We start from the raw sequence: 14,480 nt of genomic DNA, 5'->3' as shown, positions 1-14,480 counted from the left end.
TCAGCTGGGGGTGGGGGTGTCGAGGCGGACGAGGAGACGGGACCAGCCGCGCACGGTGGAGGTGTGGGCGCGGACGCTGCCGTCGCGGTCGACGCTCCACGTGGGGAAGCGGGCGAGCAGCTCCTCCAGGGCGACGCGGGACTCCAGGCGAGCCAGCGAGGCGCCGAGGCAGAAGTGCACGCCGTACCCGAAGGAGACGTGGTGGCGCGGCTCGCGATGGAGGTCGAAGACGCCGGCGTCGGGACCGTACTGCCGCTCGTCGCGGCCGGCCGAGGAGGTCAGCAGCAGCACGACCGAGCGGGCCGGGATGGTGACGCCGTGCAGCGTGACGTCCTCGGTGGTGAATCGCGCCTGGACCGGCGAGGGCCCCTCGAAGCGCAGCACCTCCTCGACCGCCCGCGGGATCAGCGACGGGTCCGCGACCAGGTCGGCGCGCTGGTCGGGGTGCTCGTCGAGCAGCAGCGCCGCCCACCCGAGCAGCCGGCCAACGGTCTCGGTGCCGGCCATCACCAGCAGCATGGCGAAGTCGACGGTCTCGCGGCGGGTGAGCCCGGTCTGCGTGAGCGCGGAGAGCAGGTCGTCGCCGGGCTCCTCGGCCAGGTGGCGCAGCCGCCGGTCGAGGTAGCCGCCGAGCTCGCCCATCGCGGTCAGGGCGACGTCGTTGACGAAGCCGTGCTCCTCGTCGAGGTGGAAGCACTCGTCGATGAGCAGCCGGATCCGCTCGCGATCCTCGCCGGGGACCCCGAGCAGCCGCGAGATCACCCGGGACGGGATCTGGGCGGCGTACTCCTGCATCAGGTCGACCTCCGAAGAGGCATCGATCGCGTCGAGGAGCTCGCGGCAGACGACCCGGACGTCCTCCTCCAACGCAGCGGTACGACGCAGGGTGAACGCGCGCGAGACCAGCTGGCGCAGCCGGGTGTGACCGGGCGGGTCGTTGAGGATCATCATCCCGCTGTCGACCGGCTCGGGGCTCATCAGCTCCAGGACGTTGCCGTGCGCGGAGCTGAACCGCGTGGTGTCCTTCAGGGCGGCGGCGACGTCCTCGTAGCGCGACAGCGCCCAGAAGCCCCGCCGCTGGTCGAGGTAGACCGGCTGCCGGTCGCGCATCGCCCGCCACACCTCGTAGGGCGCCTCGTCGAGGACCGGGTCCAGCGGGTCGTACTCGACCTCAGGGTGCGAGCGGGGGGTCGCGGCGGCGTGCGGCACCCCCACAGGATCGCGGTCCGACACGGTCAGGTCAACAGTGTTGACACCACCGCCGGTCGCCGCGACCCCTAGCCTGGCGCGGTGCCGACCCTGAGCGTCGCCCCCCTGCTGGTCGACGTGGTCGACGCAGTGGCCGCGGCCCGTGACATCGACGACTTCAGCCTCGACGTCGGCGGCGGGTTCAACCTGGCCGTGAAGCTGATGATCGGGCTGCTCCTGCTGGGCATCGCGCTCGACGTACGGCTCGAGGACCTGCGCGCGGCGCTGCGGCACCCACGGGTCTTCGCGGCGGTCACGGCCGCCCAGTTCGTGATCGTCCCCCTGCTCACGCTGGGCCTGGTCGCCGCCTTCGACCTGCCCCCGTCGGTCGCGCTCGGGATGCTGCTCGTGGTCTCCGGCCCGGCCGGCAGCATGTCGAACCTGCTGACGCACCGCGCCCGCGGAGACGTGGCCCTCTCGGTCTCGCTCACGACGGTCTCCAGCTCGATGGCCGCGGTCGTGACCCCGCTGGCGCTGGCCTTCTGGGCCGGCCTCTCCCCCCAGGCCAGCCAGGTGCTCGACGCGGTCGACCTCAGCCCGGTCGAGGTGCTGGGGGAGGTGCTGCTGCTGATCGTCACGCCGTTCGCGCTGGGCATCCTGCTCGCGCGGACCCGTCCCACCCTGGCCGCCCGCATCCGCCCGGCGGTCGAGCCGACGGTGCTGGTGATGCTGCTGCTGATCGTGGTCGGCGGGCTGGCCTCCAACCTGCGCGTGGGTGCGCCGTACCTGCTCGACGTGGGCCCCGCGGTCGTCGCCCAGAACGTGCTGTCGCTGCTCGTCGGCGCGGGCGTCGCCGTGCTGTGCCGGGTCCCGGCGCGGGCGCGGCGCGCGATCACGCTGGAGACCGGCGTGCGCAACACGGCGCTCGCGCTGGTGCTGGCGCTCGCGTTCTTCCCGGAGTACGGCGGCGTGGCACTGGTCTGCGGACTCTGGGGCGTCTGGGACGTGGCCACCGGGTTCGCCCTGGCGGCCTGGTGGCGGCGACGCGACGCGCACAGCGGCGTGGCCTGAACCATCCCGGACTCCGGATCGGTTGACCACTCACCGCCCAGCGCGGGGCCGACGAACGGCGGTGGGCCCTGACCCGTCGTACGTCGCGTCACGGTCGAGGACCCACCGCCGGCTCGCGAGCCGGCCTGAGCCGAGCACTCAGCCCCGCGCCACCGCCTGCTTGAACGCGGCGGCCGGCTTGAAGGCCGGCGCGACGGAGGCCGCGATCTCGATCGACTGACCGGTCTGCGGGTTGCGGCCGGTGCGTGCCGAGCGCTCGCGCGGCTCGAAGGTCCCGAAGCCGGCGACGGCCACCCGGTCTCCGGTGGCGACGGCGTCGGTGACCCCGGCGACGAACGCCGTCAGCGCGGCATCGGCCTGGGCGGCGGAAAGGTTCGCCCCCTGCGCGATGGTCTCGACCAGGTCCTTGCGGTTCATGCGTGCTCCTCACTCGTGCGGAACCCGGGTCGGATGGACCCGGGACCACCACTGTGTCATAGTGAGAATGATTCTCGTTACTGACACCAGGAGGACGACGTGAAGCAGGGGATCCACCCCGAGTACGGCCCGGTGGCCTTCAGGGACCGCAGCACCGGGCGGCTGTTCCTGACGCGCTCGACGCTGGTCGGCCGCGCCGACGCCCCGCAGACGGGGGTGGACGGCGTGACCTACCCGGTCGTCGACGTGGACATCTCCAGCGACAGCCACCCGTTCTGGACCGGCACCGCCCGCACGCTCGACAGCGAGGGTCGCGTCGAGAAGTTCCAGCGCCGCTACGGGGCCGCGGGGGCACGGAAGGACGACCCGGCATGAGGACCCCCCTGCTCGTCGTGACCGGGGTCGACCCCGTGGCCATGGACGCCACGCTGATGAGCCTGTCCTGGGACCTGCCCGACGCCGTGGTGGTCCGACACCGCATCGACCCCCACTCCCAGGTGCTGACCCGCACGGTCAGCGACGCCTCCGGGGTGTTGGAGCAGGAGCACGTCCAGCTCGAGCACGCCTGCGTCGGCTGCGCCCTGCGCGAGGACATCCTGCCGACGCTGGAGCGCCTGGGTCGCGACGGCCGTTGGCGCACCATCGTCTCCGGGCTGCCCACGTCCACCGAGGCCGGCCAGCTGACCCACGCCCTGGAGTCCGACACCCGGCTGGCCCGCCACCTCAAGCTCACCTCCGTCGTCGCCGCTCTGAGCAGCACGGACCTCTCGCGCGTGCTGCTCGGCGACGACCTGCTGCGCGAGCTGGACCTCCACACGGGCCCCGATGACAACCGTGGCGTCGGTGAGGTCGCCTGCGCCCAGGTCGAGCTCGCCGACGTCGTCGTGCTCGAGGGCGAGGTCCCCGACGAGGAGCTGGCGCTCGTGCGTGCCCTGGCCCGCCCCGACGCCGAGGTCGTCTGCGCGGCCACCGAGGTCGACGGGCCGGCGCTGACCAGCCGGCGCCGCTCGTCGTCGGTCGTTCGCGCCTGGGTCTCCCCCGCGCTCGACACCCGCATCCCCGCGCTCGACGACGCGACCGCCGGGCTCGCGTGGCGACTGGACCTCTGCTCCCCACGCCCCTTCCACCCCGAGCGCCTGCTCGACCAGGTCGAGCGGCTGGGCAGCGGTCCGTTCCGCTCCCGCGGCTCGTTCTGGCTCCCGACCCGTCCCGGCAGCCTGCTGGAGTGGTCGGGCGCCGGCGGCCAGCTGAGCATCGGGGGCTTCGGCTCCTGGGGCCGTCGTACGCCGGTGACGCGCCTGGTCGTGACCGGGCTCGGTTCCACGCCCACCGACCTGGCCGGGGCCTTCGAGGACATCCTGCTCACCCCCACCGAGGCGCTGCTCGACCAGCGCAGCTGGCGGGTGCTCGAGGACGGCCTCGAGCCGTGGCTCGGCGACATCCGCGACGTCGCCTGACCCAGCACCACCCAGCACCACCCAGCACCCAGCAGTTCCCAGGAACACCGAGCCCCAGCCCAGGACCATCGAGAAGGAGGAGAGCCCGTGGCCGTCCCCAAGCGCCGCACCTCTCGCAGCAACACCCGACACCGTCGATCGCAGTGGAAGGCGAGCACCCCCGGCCTCGTGCCCGTGGTCGTCGCCGGCGAGACCTGCCTGGTCCCGCGCCGCCTCGTCCGCGCCGTCCAACGCGGCTACGTCACGCCCTGGACGGGGTCGGCGACAGCGGCGGGGACCGGGATGCGGACAGGGGCCGGCCGATGAGCAGCCCCCAGCGGCGTACCGCACCCGCCCGACCGCGCGCCCGCAAGAAGCCGCTGCTCGGGCCGGAGGTGACCAGCGTGGACTTCAGGGACGTCCCGCTGCTGCGCACCTTCGTCTCCGACCGCGGGAAGATCCGCTCCCGCCGGATCACCGGGGTCACCCCGCAGCAGCAGCGCATGGTCACCCGGGCGATCAAGAACGCCCGCGAGATGGCGCTGCTGCCCTACACCAGCCGCTGAACGGCGCTGCCGCGAAGCCACAGAACAGGAGGGACCCGTGAAGGTCCGCAACTCGATCCGTTCGGTCAAGAACCAGCCCGGCTCCCAGGTCGTCCGCCGCCGGGGACGGATCTACGTCATCAACAAGCGCAACCCGCGGCTCAAGACCCGCCAGGGCTGAGCGGCGACCCGTCCAGAGAGGAACCAAGGATCTCCATGGCACGCGTCTGCCAGGTGACCGGGGCCGAGCCCGGCTTCGGTCACCACGTCTCCCACTCGCACCGCCGCACCAAGCGCCGGTTCGACGTCAACATCCAGTCCAAGCGCTACTGGGTGCCCAGCCTGGGGCGCCACGTCACGCTCACCCTCAGCGCTCGCGGCATCAAGACCGTCGACCGGCGCGGCATCGAGGCGGTCGTCGCCGACATCCGCGCCCGCGGAGGGCGGGTCTGATGGCGGGCAAGGGCAGCGACGTCCGGCCGATCGTCAAGCTCCGCTCCACCGCGGGCACCGGCTACACCTACGTGACCAGGAAGAACCGCCGGAACGACCCCGACCGCCTCGTGATGAGGAAGTACGACCCCCGCGTGCGTCGGCACGTCGACTTCAAGGAGGAGCGCTGATGGCCAAGAGGTCCAAGATCGTCGCCAACGAGCGCCGCACGCAGGTCGTCGCGAGGTACGCCGAGCGGCGCGCCGCCCTGAAGCAGGCCGTCCGCACCGCCGCGACCCCCGAGGAACGCGACGCCGCCGTACGGGCGCTGTCGCGGCTGCCCCGGGACGCCAGCCCCGTCCGCGTGCGCCACCGCGACCAGGTCGACGGACGACCCCGCGGCTACGTCGGCAAGGTCGGCCTGTCGCGCATCAACCTGCGCACGCTGGCCCACCGGGGCGAGCTGCCCGGCATCACGAAGTCCTCCTGGTAGCCGACTCGACGGCCACGGGGGTCCCTAGACTCCCCCCATGGCCCAGCCCTCCGGCGCCCGTCGCACCACCCGCCAGCAGACGGTGGTCCGAGAGCTGGTCGGCGAGCTCGACGCCCTCACGAGCGCCCAGGACATCCACCAGATGCTGCGCTCACGGGGAGAGACCGTGGGGCTGGCGACGGTCTACCGCACCCTGCAGACGCTCAGCGAGACCGACGAGGTCGACAGCGTGCGCAACGAGTCCGGCGAGGTGCTGTACCGCCAGTGCAGCACCCAGCACCACCACCACCTCGTGTGCCGCTCCTGTGGACGAGCCGTCGAGCTCACCGGACCGGTGGTCGAGCGGTGGGCCGACCGCGCAGCGGCCGAGCACGGCTTCACCGACGTCTCGCACACGGTCGAGATCTTCGGGCTCTGCCCCGACTGCGGCTGACCCGGCGCGGCCGCCCGGGTGGGCGGTGCGTGGCCAACCGACCCGCCTCGCGAGACGGTTCAGGACTCACCGCTCCCGGGCGCGCAGCCGCCGCAGCAGGAGCACGGGCGCCACGGTGAGGGCGACGAGGAGCACCGTGGCCAGCAGCACCAGGACCGAGACGGCGCTGACGTAGCCGAGGTCGCCGTAGAGGAACCCCTGGCGGTAGAGCAGCACGGGCAGCGTGGTCGTCGCCTCGCGCGGACCGCCGTCGGTGAGCACGAGGATCGGCACGAACACCGCCGTCGCGACCAGCACGGTGTCGCGCAGGACCAGGAACCCGATGACCGGGGCGAGCAGCGGGAGCGTCACCCTCCGCAGGACGTACGCCGACGAGGCCCCCTCCATCGCCGCGGCCTCCATCACCGCGCGGGGCAGGGCCGCGCGGGCCGCGAGCAGCACCACGAAGGACTCCCCCAGCTGCAGCGCCACCATCGCCGCGACGCCGAGCCGCGTCGGGCCGGGCTCGGTCAGCAGCCCGGTGCCGGGGCCCAGCGCCAGCGCGACCGGCCCGTTGACCGGGTTGAGCAGCCACAGCCACAGCAGCGCCCACGCGGACTCGGGTACGACGGTGGGCGCGACGGCCGCGACCCGACCCCAGCCGCGGGCGACCCGGCCGGTCAACCGCGAGCGTCGGCCGGGCGGCGGGCCGGCCAGCAGCAGGGCCAGGGGCAGGACGAGCAGCAACCTGGTCGGGACGACCAGCGCCACCAGCAGCCCGGTGGCCCGCAGCGCGCGGTGCAGCGCGTCGTCGTCGAACGCCTCGCGCACCTGGTCGAGGCCGACGAAGCGGGGCCGGTCGATCCCGTGGAACTCGGTCAGCCCCAGGGCCGCTCCGGCCAGCAGCGGCAGGCCGACCACGAGCACCAGCCCGACGACGTACGGCACCCCGAGCCGGCCGTATCCGGGCTCGCCGACCCCGCGCCGCGGCGCGGCCGAGGCATCGGCGCGGGGCTCGGGTGACCCGGCGGCCTCCTCCGTCTCGGGGGCAGCAGCAGTCATCGGGCCAGCCGCCGCCCGTCGCGGTCGAAGGCGTGCAGGTGCGCGGGCGACCACCCCAGGCGCACGTCGTCCCCCACCCGGGGTCGCTCGCCCCAGGGCAGTCGGAGCACGACGGGCCCGCGCTCGGTGGTGGTGTGCACGACCGCCTCGGTGCCGGCGTGCTCGACCCGCTGGACCCGGGCATCGAGGTCGTCCCCGAGCCGGACGTGCTCGGGGCGGATGCCGACGTGGCCGTCGTCGCGGGAGAGCAGGTTCATCGGCAGCGGCCCGACGAAGCGGGCCACGAAGGTGTCCGCGGGCGTCGCGTAGACCTCCTCGGGCGTGCCCACCTGGACGATGCGTCCCTCGCGGAGCACGGCCACCCGGTCACCCATCGACAGCGCCTCGTGCGGGTCGTGGGTCACCAGCACGACCGGAGCCCCGTCACGGGAGCGCAGCACCTGCACCTGGGAGCGGGCCTCCTCGCGCAGCACCGGGTCGAGGTGGGAGAGCGGCTCGTCGAGGAGGTAGGCCGAGGGGCGGCGCAGCGCGGCCCGGGCCAGTGCCACGCGCTGCTGCTCCCCGCCGGAGAGCCGGGTCACCCGCCGTCCCAGCAGGTCGGCGATCCCGAAGTCGGCGGCGACCTCCTTGACGCGGGCGCGCACCTGCCGGCGGCGTGCCCCGCGGGCCAGCTCGCCGAAGCCGATGTTGGCGGCGACGTCGAGGTGCGGGAGCAGCGCCAGGTCGGCGAAGACCATCGCGAGGTCGCGCTGGCCGGGCGCGAGGTCGGTGATGTCGTCGCCGTCGAGCAGCACCCGGCCGGAGTCGACGGGCTCGAGGCCGGCCGCGGCGCGCAGCATCGTGGTCTTCCCGCTGCCGCTGGGCCCGACCACGACGAGCAGCTCTCCGGGTCGGACGTCGAGGGACAGGGCGTGCAGCACCCGGCGACGGCCGTGGGAGACCTCGACGGCACGCAGCTCGAGCGTGGGCGGCCCGGAGGAGGGGGCGGGGGCGGACACGGGAGCGGCTCAGTCCTCCTCGAACAGCGGGCGGGTGCGCTCGTCGAGCTCGTCGATCAGCTCGTCGATCTGCTTCGTGGTGGTGGCGTCGTACCAGATCCGCGTGAGGTACTCCTCCGCGAGATCCTCGACCTGCGGCCACCCGGCCAGCACGGGCGTGGCACGCATGCCCTCGACGGCCTCGAGGAACACCTCGGAGTGCGCGGGCTCGACGGTGTCGTTGAGGAACGCACCGGACTCGGCGACCGAGATGAGCGAGGGAACCGTCCGGCCGCCGAGCGCGGCGATCGACTGACCCTGCGGGCCGACGGCGAAGGCGATGAAGTCGGCGGCGGCGCTGGCGTCCTCGGCCTGGCTGGAGAGGCAGTAGGCGTCGGAGTGCAGGATCGTGGCCGGCTCGCCGAGGGTGGGCAGCGGGGCCACGTCGAAGTCGAGGGTCGGCGCCTCGCGGTAGAGCGGCACGCTCTTGCGGCTGGACAGGATCATCGCCAGCTCCCCGTCCATGAAGCGGGTGTCGGCGTCCTTGGCCGCCAGCTCCTCCTCGGTCGGCATCAGCCCACTGGTCTGCAGCGAGGCCAGCAGCCCGACGACCTGCCGGGTGTCCTTGTCGTCGAGGGTCAGCCGGGTGGGCTCCTCAGGGTCGTCGGTGATCTCCGCGCCGTCGGACCACGCGAACGGCGCGACCCGGATCACCGACGGCTCGACGTAGACGCCGTCGACGTCCTCGCTGGCCAGCGCCTGGGCGGCGGCCACGAAGTCCTGGAACTCCCAGCCGTCGACCGGCAGGTCGATGCCGGCCTGCGCGAACAGCGCGGTGTTGACGTAGACCACGAGCGAGGAGACGTTCTGCGGCATGCACTGCAGCGTGCCGTCGAGGGTGAAGGCGTCGACCGGCGGCTCGTAGTAGTCGACGAGGTCGATGTCGCGGCGCTCGAGCAGGCCCGCCACGGGCGTGAGCGCACCGCGCCGCACGAAGGGCGCGTACTCGCGGTAGTTGAGCAGGAACACCTCGGGGGCGTCACCGGCCGCGAACGAGGTCTGCAGCAGCGCGAGGTGGTCGCCCTTGCTGGGGACCGCCACGACCTCGACGGTCGTGGCCGGGTCGGTGTCGTTGTACGCCGTCGCGATCGCCTCGTAGACCGCCGTCTCCTCGGGGTCGCCCGCCACCTGGAAGGTCAGCGAGGCGGTGGGGGCGTCACCGGACCCCTCCCCCGGGCCGGCGTCCTCGGAGCTGCAGCCGGCCAGCGCCAGCGGCACGAGCAGGCCGAGGGCGGCCAGCCGGACCGGTGCGGGGCGCCGGGACGCGAGGGATCGCGGGCGGGTGGTCATCGTTCCTCCGAGGTGGTGAGCGCGAAGATGCGGCGTTGGGCGAGCAGGAAAACCAGCAGCGGCGGGATCGTCACGACGAGCGCGGCGCTGAGGAAGACGGGGTAGAGCGTGGGCTCGAGACCGGCCAGGGTGCGCACGCCCAGGGCGGCGGTCTTCCGCTCCGGGTCGGTGAGCAGCAGGGTCGGCTCCATGACGTTGCCCCAGTGGGCGGCGAAGGCGAGCGCGGCCACCGCGAAGGTCGCGCCCGGGACCTGCGGCATCGCCACCCGCCACCAGGTCGCGACCGGCCCGAGCGACTCGCTGCGCGCGGCGTCGAGGGTGCTCGCCGGCACCCGCCGGTAGGCCAGCGCGTAGAGCAGCACCAGCAGCGGGCTGGTCGCGGCGAGCGCGGTGAAGGTGACCGTGAGCGTCTCCCCACCCAGCCCCAGCCAGCGCAGCAGCACCACCCGTGGCACCCACAGGCACACCGGCGGCACCAGCGCGAGGAGCACCGTCAGCCACAGCAGCCACCGCGCGGAGCGGCCGCGGCCGGCGCCGATCGCGAAGCCGGCCGAGGAGGCCAGCAGCACCGTGACCGGCACGGCCACGGCCGTCACCAGCGCGGTGTTGGCCAGCTGTCGCCACAGCGGGGTCATCGCCAGCGCCGCGTCGAGGCCCGCGCGGCCCGGCTCGTCGGGCAGCAGGTCCCGCGCCGTCTGCGGAGGCGACTGTCCGGGGGCGTCCAGGGCGCCCAGCACCAGCAGGACCAGCGGCAGCACGAGCGGCGTGAGCAGCGCCAGGACGGCCAGCACGCGCGCCGTCGTGCGCCACCGGCTGCGCCGTGCCATCGGCCAGGTCATGGGCGGACCCTAGGCTCTGGGGCATGCTCGCGCCGACCGGCCCCCACACCCCGCTGCTGCGCGCCCTTGCCGCGAGCCTCGCCCTCGGCGGCGCGCTGACGGCGTGCGGCGGGGCGGCCGGCGACAGCGAGGGCGCCGGGTCCCCCGGGGGTACGACGGCGGCCGACTGCACGGTCGAGGCCGGCGTACCCGCCCCGGAGGAGCTGACCGCGCGCCTGGACCTGGGCAGCTCGGTCACGTGGTCGGTCGCCTCGGGCCGCACGGGGTCGGTCAACGCCTCGGGCGTGGCAACCGACTCCTCGACCGCCGACCTGCTGCCGACCGTGCGGGCCGCTGCGGACGCCGGCGGCTGGGACGTCTTCAGCCTCGACGACGAGGGCTTCGAGGCCGAGCTGCTCGCCCGCGACGAGGCGGGCGAGCTGCTCGGGGTGAACCTGCGCGACGGGGCGTGCCCGGGCCAGGTGCTGGTCGCGGTGTCGGTCACCGACTACGCGAGCCTCTCCTGACCCCGGGCGCACCGGTCCCGGGCTCCGGGACCCCACGTCCCCGGACCTGACCCCGGACCCGGCTACTTGGCGGTGCCGAGGACGAAGTCGTCGACGCGGATGCCGTCCCAGCCCGAGGTGCTGCTGCAGATCGGACCACCGAGGTTGGAGCAGATCTCGTCGGCGGTGAAGTGGAACCGGACGATGACCTCACCCCCGCCCGCGGCGATGGGCGCCGTGTACTTCGACCAGCCGGGCGCGTCGGGGTTGCCGCCGGAGTAGGAGCCCAGCAGCTGCCACGAGTCGCCCCCGTCCTGGCTGATCTCGAGGGTCGCGATGTCGTAGCCGCCCTCGGTGTCCAGGCGCATCCACCACTGCAGCAGGCCCTTGCCCTTGGGCATGTCGACGGCCGGCGAGGTCAGCGTGGCGTCGGCCAGGTCGGTGTACCCCAGCGGTCCCGCAGCGGCCCAGGCGGAGCCGCCCGCGTCCTCCGCGGTGCCCTTGCCGTGGCCCGGCGAGCCCTGGGCCCAGCGGCCCGGGAAGCCCGAGGCGGTCCAGCCCTGGGCGCCGTCCTCGAAGTCGAAGGACTCCACGACCTCGTCGAGCTTCGGGGCGTTGGAGCCGCCGCCACCGGTGTTGACGACCGGGACCTTGACCTTCTGGCTGAACTTGTAGGTCCACACACCGCGACCGAAGAGCGCGAGCACGGCCAGGTTGGGGTTGTCGGGCTTGAGCTGGATGCTCGAGACCGGCGCCGGGGGCATGCCCTTGAGCCGCGCGAAGCGGGGCTTGGACTCCAACTTCCCGTTCGGGCCGGAGGCGAAGGCGCCGACGTCGGTGCCGACCAGCAGCTGGTTCTTGCGCACGGTCACCGCGGTCGCCGGGCTGTCGGGCAGGTTCCCGGTGATGTCCTTGAAGGACTTGCCGCCGTTGGTCGAGCGGAAGAGGTGACCCTTGCCGATCGCCTTGTTGGTGTCGCCGGCGGCACCCGGCGGCATCCAGCGACGGGTGTAGCCGCCGACGGTCACGTAGATCGTCTTGGACCGGTCGGGGTCGATGGCGATCGAGGTGATGTAGCGGTTGGGCAGGCCCTTGGCCTTCGCCACGTGCCACCCGTTGGACGTGCCGGCCTTCGGCCGCTTGTCGCCGCCGACGTTGGTGGCCAGGCCGTTCTGGAAGACCGGCCCGCTGTCGACGAGCTTGTTGAGCGTGTCGCACTGGCCGCAGAAGCCGACGTACGTCGCGTCCCCACGGGTCGTGATCGCCGTCATCGAGTTGTCGGGGTCGGTCGCCGACGACGAGGCGGCCGCGTCGCCCGGGGCGGTGCGGGTGCCGAGGTCGAAGACCTTGACCCAGGTGCTGGTGGACTCGTCCGCGTCCGCGGCGTCGGTGAAGCCCGAGGTGGTGCTGGGCCCGATGAGCGTCTCCACCACCTCACGACCGGCCGTCACCAGGTGCTGGGCGTTGGTCGGGTCCATCGCGAAGGGGTTGGCGAACCGTGCCGCGGTCAGCCCCGGGTCGATGCTCGACCAGCTCGAGCCGCCGTCGGTGGTCACCGAGATCGCGGCGTTGGTGTACTCCTCGTAGGAGATGTTGGAGTCGTAGGGGTCCACGGCGGTGAAGAAGCCGTCGCCGCCGTAGGTCTCGTACTGCTTGCGGGTCTTGCCGTCGATCTTCAGGTTGCCGTTGTCCTGCAGACCGGCCCACACGGTGCCGTCGTTGGCCATCGCGGCCCAGTAGGGCAGCAGCGTCTGGAAGCCCTTCTGGTCACCGCGGCCCCAGTTGGCGTTGTCCAGCTCCTCGTCGCTGTCCTCCTCGAAGCGGTAGCGGTAGGCACCGCCGTCGTTGCCGACGACGAGCTGCACGCCGTTGTCCGCCTCCGGGTCGAGGATCCAGATCCCGTCCTGCTGGTCGGGGTGCGTGGTGGAGTTGTCGTCGGTGGGGTCGCGGTCGGTGGGACAGGCCGGGAGCCCGACGTTGAGCAGCAGGCACGAGTCGCCGCCGAAGTACTTGCCGATGACCCCGAAGTGCACCGGGGTGGTGCCGTCGAGGGGCTGACCGAGCTGCGGCAGGTCGTTGGACCACAGCTCCTCGAGCCCGAAGGCCATCCGCGTCGGGACGCCCGAGGCGGTCGCACGCGAGGGGTCGGGCTGGACCCAGAGGTTGTACCAGCCCTGGACGCCGGGCTGGTAGCCCGTCGCCGTACCGGTGCCGATCAGCGCCGAGCCGGTGGTCGGGTCGGCCGCCAGCGTCGTGCCGGTGGCCATCACGGTCCAGGACTGGCCGAAGTCGTCGGAGACGTAGATGCCGTTGAGCACCGTGCTGCCCAGCGGGGAGGAGAAGCCCTCCGGTGCGTCGATGCCGAGCAGACCGCCGTTGTTGAGCAGGTTGGCGTCCTGGACGATCGCGTAGAGGAAGTCGTGGTCCTGCTCGGGACCGACCGCATGGCCGAGCTCGGTGCGACCGATGGCGTCCTGGGCGGCGAAGCCGGTGGTCTCGAGCTTCTCGAAGGAGCCGGGCTTGCCGTTGCCGCTGCGGTAGATGCCGTTGTTGGGCGACTGGACCGAGCCGTCGGGGTTGGTGCGCTGCCCGCCGCGCCAGCCGACCGAGGCCACGACCGTGCCCGCCTCGGTCTCGGTGTTGACGCCGCCCGGCTCGACCACGACGACGTCGGTGACGACGCTGGCCAGGGCGCACTGCGGCTTCTTGCTCATGTTGGTGACACCGGCGCAGGGGCCGGTCGGGAGCTTGGCGTTCTTGTAGGAGCGGCCGGCGTTCGTGGAGACGAACAGGCCGTACTGGGTGGCCGCGTAGACCTTCTTCGGAGACGTCGGGTCGACGGCGATCGCGAAGCCGAGCGCGCCGGCCGGCACGCCCTTGCTGCGCTTCCACGACTTGCCGAGGTTGCCGGACCAGTAGGCGCCCAGGCCGGTGTAGGCCGAGGAGCCGAAGGTCGGCTCACCGGTCAGTGCCAGCAGGGTGCCGCCCTTGGCCTTGGTCCAGCCGACTGCGCCGGTGACCGTCGTCGGCAGGTTGCCCGTGGCGTCCTTCCAGGAGGCCGCCAGGTTGTCCGAGCGCCAGATGCCGCCGCTGCCGACGGCCGCGAAGAGCCGGCGGCCCTTCGGGTCCCAGGCGTAGTCGTCGATGCGGCCCATGTTGTCCTCGAGGCCGAGGCCGTTGACCTGGGGGTAGTTCTCGTCGTCGACGATGAGGGGACCCTTGCCGTAGGCCTTCGCCTTGCCCGCGGTGCCGGGGACCGACGCACGGCTCAGCGTCGCCGACTGGCGGGCGGCCGCGGTGGCGGCGCCGTCGTCGTAGGCGCCGAAGGGCGCCAGACGGGAGATGGCGCGGGTGTCGAAGAGCGCGTTGAGCTCCTTGAGCGACTCGGGTCGCTTGCTCACCACGCAGAGGCTGTCCCAGTCGTCGGGGTCGGTGCCCTGGAGCATCGGGAGCTCGCGCATGGCCTCGCGGACCAGCTCGGCCTCACGCGACTCCTCGCCGGCCTCGCCGTCCTCGCGCAGCTCCTCGAAGTCCTCCTCGGTGCGCATCTCGGCCCGCACCTCGCGCAGCGCGTCGTGGACCGGCTGGAACCCGGGGGCGCACTCTCCGATCGGGGCGGCGGCGGTGCGGGTCTCCGAGGCCCGCAGCTGCATCACCGCCAGCACGCCTGCGAGGACCAGCGCGAACGCTGTGACGACTGCCAACCACCGGTGCCGAAGGGCCACGGACTCACTCCTGAACTTGTGCCGGATGAACTGCCGGAAACCTGTGAC

Annotated in this window: 18 protein-coding genes; 11 read left to right on the top strand and 7 right to left on the bottom strand. The window is 73.1% G+C overall.

Annotated elements, in window-relative coordinates; genetic code table 11:
• Positions 1–1,209, bottom strand: coding sequence for a cytochrome P450 (locus BKA05_RS20150; protein WP_218842195.1), 1,209 nt, complete (start codon positions 1,207–1,209; stop codon positions 1–3).
• Between the two features lie 81 nt (positions 1,210–1,290).
• On the opposite strand from BKA05_RS20150, the gene BKA05_RS00790 reads away from it, so the two are divergent.
• Positions 1,291–2,259 carry a bile acid:sodium symporter gene (locus tag BKA05_RS00790; protein WP_179529731.1) on the top strand — a complete coding sequence of 323 codons (969 nt, stop codon included), beginning with the start codon at positions 1,291–1,293 and terminating at the stop codon, positions 2,257–2,259.
• A 138-nt stretch (positions 2,260–2,397) separates the two neighbouring features.
• Here the strand turns inward: BKA05_RS00790 and BKA05_RS00785 are convergent, their stop codons facing one another.
• The gene (locus tag BKA05_RS00785; protein WP_179529730.1) at positions 2,398–2,676 is read right to left on the bottom strand and encodes an HU family DNA-binding protein; all 279 of its coding nucleotides are present in this window, start codon (positions 2,674–2,676) and stop codon (positions 2,398–2,400) included.
• A gap of 99 nt (positions 2,677–2,775) precedes the next feature.
• On the opposite strand from BKA05_RS00785, the gene BKA05_RS00780 reads away from it, so the two are divergent.
• From BKA05_RS00780 to BKA05_RS00740, 9 genes are all read left to right on the top strand, one after another.
• Positions 2,776–3,051 carry a type B 50S ribosomal protein L31 gene (locus BKA05_RS00780; RefSeq protein ID WP_179529729.1) on the top strand — a complete coding sequence of 92 codons (276 nt, stop codon included), beginning with the start codon at positions 2,776–2,778 and terminating at the stop codon, positions 3,049–3,051.
• Positions 3,048–4,133: a GTP-binding protein gene (locus tag BKA05_RS00775; protein ID WP_179529728.1), complete on the top strand. Its 1,086-nt coding sequence runs from the start codon at positions 3,048–3,050 to the stop codon at positions 4,131–4,133. Before BKA05_RS00780 ends, BKA05_RS00775 begins: the two co-directional genes overlap by 4 nt.
• An 87-nt stretch (positions 4,134–4,220) precedes the next feature.
• Positions 4,221–4,439, top strand: a complete 219-nt coding sequence (gene rpmF / locus BKA05_RS00770) for a 50S ribosomal protein L32 (protein WP_179529727.1) — start codon at positions 4,221–4,223, stop codon at positions 4,437–4,439.
• A complete protein-coding gene (rpsR, locus tag BKA05_RS00765) occupies positions 4,436–4,678 on the top strand; it encodes a 30S ribosomal protein S18 (protein ID WP_179529726.1) in 243 nt (80 codons plus the stop codon). Before rpmF ends, rpsR begins: the two co-directional genes overlap by 4 nt.
• A gap of 37 nt (positions 4,679–4,715) precedes the next feature.
• Positions 4,716–4,838 carry a type B 50S ribosomal protein L36 gene (gene ykgO, locus BKA05_RS00760; RefSeq protein WP_179529725.1) on the top strand — a complete coding sequence of 41 codons (123 nt, stop codon included), beginning with the start codon at positions 4,716–4,718 and terminating at the stop codon, positions 4,836–4,838.
• A 35-nt stretch (positions 4,839–4,873) separates the two neighbouring features.
• Positions 4,874–5,110 carry a 50S ribosomal protein L28 gene (rpmB, locus tag BKA05_RS00755; RefSeq protein WP_179529724.1) on the top strand — a complete coding sequence of 79 codons (237 nt, stop codon included), beginning with the start codon at positions 4,874–4,876 and terminating at the stop codon, positions 5,108–5,110.
• Positions 5,110–5,280 carry a 50S ribosomal protein L33 gene (gene rpmG / locus BKA05_RS00750; RefSeq protein WP_179529723.1) on the top strand — a complete coding sequence of 57 codons (171 nt, stop codon included), beginning with the start codon at positions 5,110–5,112 and terminating at the stop codon, positions 5,278–5,280. Before rpmB ends, rpmG begins: the two co-directional genes overlap by 1 nt.
• Positions 5,280–5,582: a 30S ribosomal protein S14 gene (rpsN, locus tag BKA05_RS00745; protein ID WP_179529722.1), complete on the top strand. Its 303-nt coding sequence runs from the start codon at positions 5,280–5,282 to the stop codon at positions 5,580–5,582. The genes rpmG and rpsN overlap by 1 nt, the downstream gene beginning before the upstream one ends.
• Positions 5,583–5,619: 37 nt before the next feature.
• Positions 5,620–6,015: a Fur family transcriptional regulator gene (locus BKA05_RS00740; RefSeq protein WP_179529721.1), complete on the top strand. Its 396-nt coding sequence runs from the start codon at positions 5,620–5,622 to the stop codon at positions 6,013–6,015.
• 66 nt (positions 6,016–6,081) lie between these two features.
• On the opposite strand, the gene BKA05_RS00735 is transcribed toward BKA05_RS00740, so the two are convergent.
• From BKA05_RS00735 to BKA05_RS00720, 4 genes are read right to left on the bottom strand one after another with little or no spacing between them, the layout of a single operon-like run.
• A complete protein-coding gene (locus BKA05_RS00735; RefSeq protein WP_179529720.1) occupies positions 6,082–7,056 on the bottom strand; it encodes a carbohydrate ABC transporter permease in 975 nt (324 codons plus the stop codon).
• Positions 7,053–8,054 carry an ATP-binding cassette domain-containing protein gene (locus BKA05_RS00730; protein WP_218842192.1) on the bottom strand — a complete coding sequence of 334 codons (1,002 nt, stop codon included), beginning with the start codon at positions 8,052–8,054 and terminating at the stop codon, positions 7,053–7,055. The genes BKA05_RS00735 and BKA05_RS00730 overlap by 4 nt, the downstream gene beginning before the upstream one ends.
• Positions 8,055–8,063: 9 nt before the next feature.
• The gene (locus tag BKA05_RS00725) at positions 8,064–9,383 is read right to left on the bottom strand and encodes an ABC transporter substrate-binding protein (protein ID WP_179529719.1); all 1,320 of its coding nucleotides are present in this window, start codon (positions 9,381–9,383) and stop codon (positions 8,064–8,066) included.
• Entirely contained in the window at positions 9,380–10,222 is an 843-nt protein-coding gene (locus BKA05_RS00720) for an ABC transporter permease subunit (RefSeq protein ID WP_179529718.1), read from the bottom strand. Before BKA05_RS00720 ends, BKA05_RS00725 begins: the two co-directional genes overlap by 4 nt.
• 23 nt (positions 10,223–10,245) lie before the next feature.
• Between BKA05_RS00720 and BKA05_RS00715 the strand changes: the two genes are divergently transcribed.
• A complete protein-coding gene (locus BKA05_RS00715) occupies positions 10,246–10,728 on the top strand; it encodes a hypothetical protein (RefSeq protein WP_179529717.1) in 483 nt (160 codons plus the stop codon).
• Between the two features lie 62 nt (positions 10,729–10,790).
• Here the strand turns inward: BKA05_RS00715 and BKA05_RS00710 are convergent, their stop codons facing one another.
• Positions 10,791–14,432: a WD40/YVTN/BNR-like repeat-containing protein gene (locus BKA05_RS00710; protein WP_179529716.1), complete on the bottom strand. Its 3,642-nt coding sequence runs from the start codon at positions 14,430–14,432 to the stop codon at positions 10,791–10,793.
• Between the last annotated feature and the right edge of the window lie 48 nt (positions 14,433–14,480).

The sequence above is a fragment of the Nocardioides marinus genome, assembly GCF_013408145.1.
Taxonomy (GTDB): Bacteria; Actinomycetota; Actinomycetes; order Propionibacteriales; family Nocardioidaceae; genus Nocardioides; species Nocardioides marinus.
The sequence above is the reverse complement of the archived record's forward strand: the minus strand, read 5'-3'. Positions and strand labels throughout refer to the sequence as shown.